3 protein-coding genes and 1 tRNA gene are annotated in these 3,198 nt (G+C 38.9%); all 4 read right to left on the bottom strand.

Features of this window, described 5'->3' with window-relative positions; translation table 11 throughout:
- Positions 1-315: 315 nt before the first annotated feature.
- Positions 316-969, bottom strand: coding sequence for an HD domain-containing protein (locus tag WS44_RS08805; protein ID WP_013641424.1), 654 nt, complete (start codon positions 967-969; stop codon positions 316-318).
- Positions 969-2,282, bottom strand: coding sequence for a C1 family peptidase (locus tag WS44_RS08800; RefSeq protein WP_013641423.1), 1,314 nt, complete (start codon positions 2,280-2,282; stop codon positions 969-971). Before WS44_RS08800 ends, WS44_RS08805 begins: the two co-directional genes overlap by 1 nt.
- A gap of 71 nt (positions 2,283-2,353) precedes the next feature.
- Positions 2,354-2,426: transfer RNA gene (locus WS44_RS08795), tRNA-Thr, on the bottom strand.
- Between the two features lie 139 nt (positions 2,427-2,565).
- On the bottom strand, positions 2,566-2,901 hold the full coding sequence (locus tag WS44_RS08790) for a hypothetical protein (RefSeq protein WP_013641422.1): 336 nt from the start codon (positions 2,899-2,901) through the stop codon (positions 2,566-2,568).
- Between the last annotated feature and the right edge of the window lie 297 nt (positions 2,902-3,198).

The following is a 3,198-nucleotide window of genomic DNA, read 5'->3' as shown; positions in this document are numbered from 1 at the left end:
TTCGGCTGAATCCATCCAGTTGATGCTCTTCTTTGCAGAAGAGTTGCCTGATGAACTGCTGTTACTGTTGCTACCACACGCTGCTAGTGTGGCACCAGCGATAAGAACTGTTGCCCCTGCAGTAAATAATTTTGTAAACTTCATATTATTGCCCCTCTCGTTTATGAGAAAATTAATAAAATTCCTTAAGTTGTTTATAAGTATATATTATCGATTTTTAATTTGCAAGTTTTTTTTTAATCTTTAGTAAATATTTAAGTAAAGAAATAAGCCTCAATGCTACAGCATCAAGGCTTATTAATTATTAAACTTTTTTCAGACATTCCACTCATCCATGAACTCTTGAACGAAATTACGCATGTAATCGGTCCGTCTTTCAGCCTCTTTTTTAGCGGCTGAGGTGTTCATTAAATCGGTTAAATGAAAAAGTTTCTCATAAAAGTGGTTAATCGTTGTCTCGACATGACCACGATATTGGTCATGACTCACTAACTTGACTGGCTTAATCTCAGGATCATAGATTTTGTTACCATGCTTACCACCATAGGTAAAAGCACGAGCAATGCCGATGGCACCGAGACTTTCCAAGCGGTCCGCATCTTGAACATACTTGCCTGACAGAGGCAAATTATAGTGATGTTCAATATTGGCAGAAAAGGACATGTGCTGGATCGTAAACAAGATGTCCCAGATTTCCAAATCATTAAAGCCCACTTTAGGCAATAATTCTTTAATCTCGGCAACGACCTTTTCTGGATCGGCACAAATCTTTTCATCAATCGTGTCGTGCAAGTAGCCGCCAGTTTTAATAATGGCCACTACCCGGCTATCCTCATGAGCATCAGGATGATCTTCCAGATACATCTTGCTAGCCAAGTTAGCTACACGTTGACCGTGATAAAAATCATGGCCGGTTTTTTCGTCTTTTAAATGATCCTTGGTAAATTGAATGACTTGATCGATGTCCATTATGCCATTGAGTCCCATGCTTCTACTGGGGTAGCTTCGCCTTCCCAGATCTTAACCAATTTTTCTGGTACGTATTGCTTCTTTACGACCACCTTGAAGAGGTATTCGTTGAACCAATCATCGTCCATCACGAAGTAGCCTTTTTCGCCGACTTTTGTGCCCCATGAGTTTTCGATCTTCCATTGACGAGGCTTGCCGTCAACAACATCGACACCAACCAAAGTCATAGCGTGAGTTGAACCAGATGCCCCAGTTTGCAGGCGCTCTTTTTTATTCAACTTAGTTTCAATGTTGAAAATGGCATCAGTTTGGTAAAGGCCTTTAGATAAAATACCCTTTTGACGGTCGCTGTCTTTACCAACATCACAACCGAACCAAATAGTTTCACCGGCTTCAAGTTGCTTAATTGCAGCTTCCTTCAAGTTATCGATTTCGGTGTTCAAGAATTGAACAGGAGTGCCACCTTCGACGTTGTCTTCAAATGGCAGTGCGTAAAGCTTGTCGAATTCATGATCTGGAGCGTTGAACAAAACAACGTAGTCATCGAGATCATCAGTGAAGTAATTGTGGAAGAAATCAAGTGGAGTCAAATCACCATCAAAGTGATATTTGCCATCGTCATCCTTGAATTCAAGGTCAAACTTTTGGACAGGTTCACCGAAGGCGATCACAGCCATGCGGTAAACTTCGCTCAAGAATTCTTGACGCTTAGTTTCAATTTCATCGAATTTCTTTTCTTGATAAAATTTACGCAAAACCAAACCATCTTCACGTAGCTTCATGTTCAAAGTACGGTTAAACATGGCGGTGTTGTTGGCAGAAAAGCTTTCGTCTTGAGCATAGGTTGGTACTAAGCCGTATTTTCTAATTAAGGAAACGGCCATGGCCCATTGACCACCATCGGTGTCGGGACCTTGCATGTAAGTGTGCACTGTTCTGTCATCAAGTGGACGATCAGCAGTATTTAAAATATTATCGAAGAAAATATTTGCACGTTCTACTCTGTCCCAAAAAAAGAGGTAATTTTGAGAGAAGGTAAAATTCTTCGCATTGTACTTTTTAGCAAAGCCATGACGCAAAGTATTGAGTGCCGCAAACAACCAGCAACGACCTGATTGCTTTTGATCAGTGACGTTGTCAGTTGGAATTTCAATTGAAAAAGTGCGATTTAATTTTCTTACGCCTTCGTTGTTAAAACTAGCCTTTTGCACACCGTTATTAACAACAGCAAGTTCAGCCACGCGGTTTTGTGGCTGCGCTTCATAATCTTTTTGGAATTTGGCAATTTCTGCCATTGTCAGCTCGTGTTTCATATGAGATCCTTTCTCGTTAAAATCAATCACTACATTGTCATCATTTTAGCATTATTTTGCCCACGAAAAAAAGCCGCTTCCCAGGTTTGAACTGGGAACCTCCTCCTTACCACGGCGGTGCTCTACCTATTGAGCTAAAGCGGCGTCTCTATTGTAACAAAAAAGACAAAGACAATCATTTCGAATGTCTTTGTCTCTTTTTTTCATTTTCCTAATCCAAGAGTTTGAAAATAAGAAATAGTTTGAGATTATTAAATTGTAAAGTAGTTAGATTGAGTTAAATTTAGTTCTTAACAACGTCCTTGCTGTTCAACCATTGACTCTTGTTGATCTTAACAATCTTCTTGCTGTCAACCTTCTTAACTGCCTTAGCGGTGTAAGTTGAACCCATGGTAACCTTAGCACCGGTCTTCTTAGCGTTTTGGTTGTAAACAGCAACTTTTTGATTCTTAGTATCTTTTACAACTACGAAGACCTTGTCGCCTTTCTTAATTGAAGGGTCAGTTGGAACAACTTCTGCAGTTCCTAACTTAGGAGCAGTGAATGAAGTAGCTTGTGCAACACCACTGCCGACACCGACAAGACTTAAACCAATTACCAAACTTGAAATAACTTTCATGAAAGCTTTTAGAAATAAATAAAATAACAGGCAGATTTTAAGTAAATTATTCCACTTTTTAGGCAAAATTAGACCAATTTCAGCATAAAAAATATTTTTTAAATATCGTATAGCACTAAAAAAGACAAAAAAATAGAAGGTTTAACCCTCTATTTTCGATACTATATTTTGCTTTAAAAATATATCTTTAATTATTTGATAGTTACCAAAGTGTACTTTCTCTTACCCTTACGGATAATTACGTACTTCCCATCAAAGGCGCTTGATGGATCAACGTCGAAGTCTACGCTTTGTTCA

Origin of the sequence: Lactobacillus sp. N54.MGS-719, from assembly GCF_000980505.1 — a bacterium.
Taxonomy (GTDB): domain Bacteria; phylum Bacillota; class Bacilli; order Lactobacillales; family Lactobacillaceae; genus Lactobacillus; species Lactobacillus amylovorus.
Note: the sequence above shows the minus strand (reverse complement) of the source record. Positions and strands in the feature narration are given on the sequence as shown.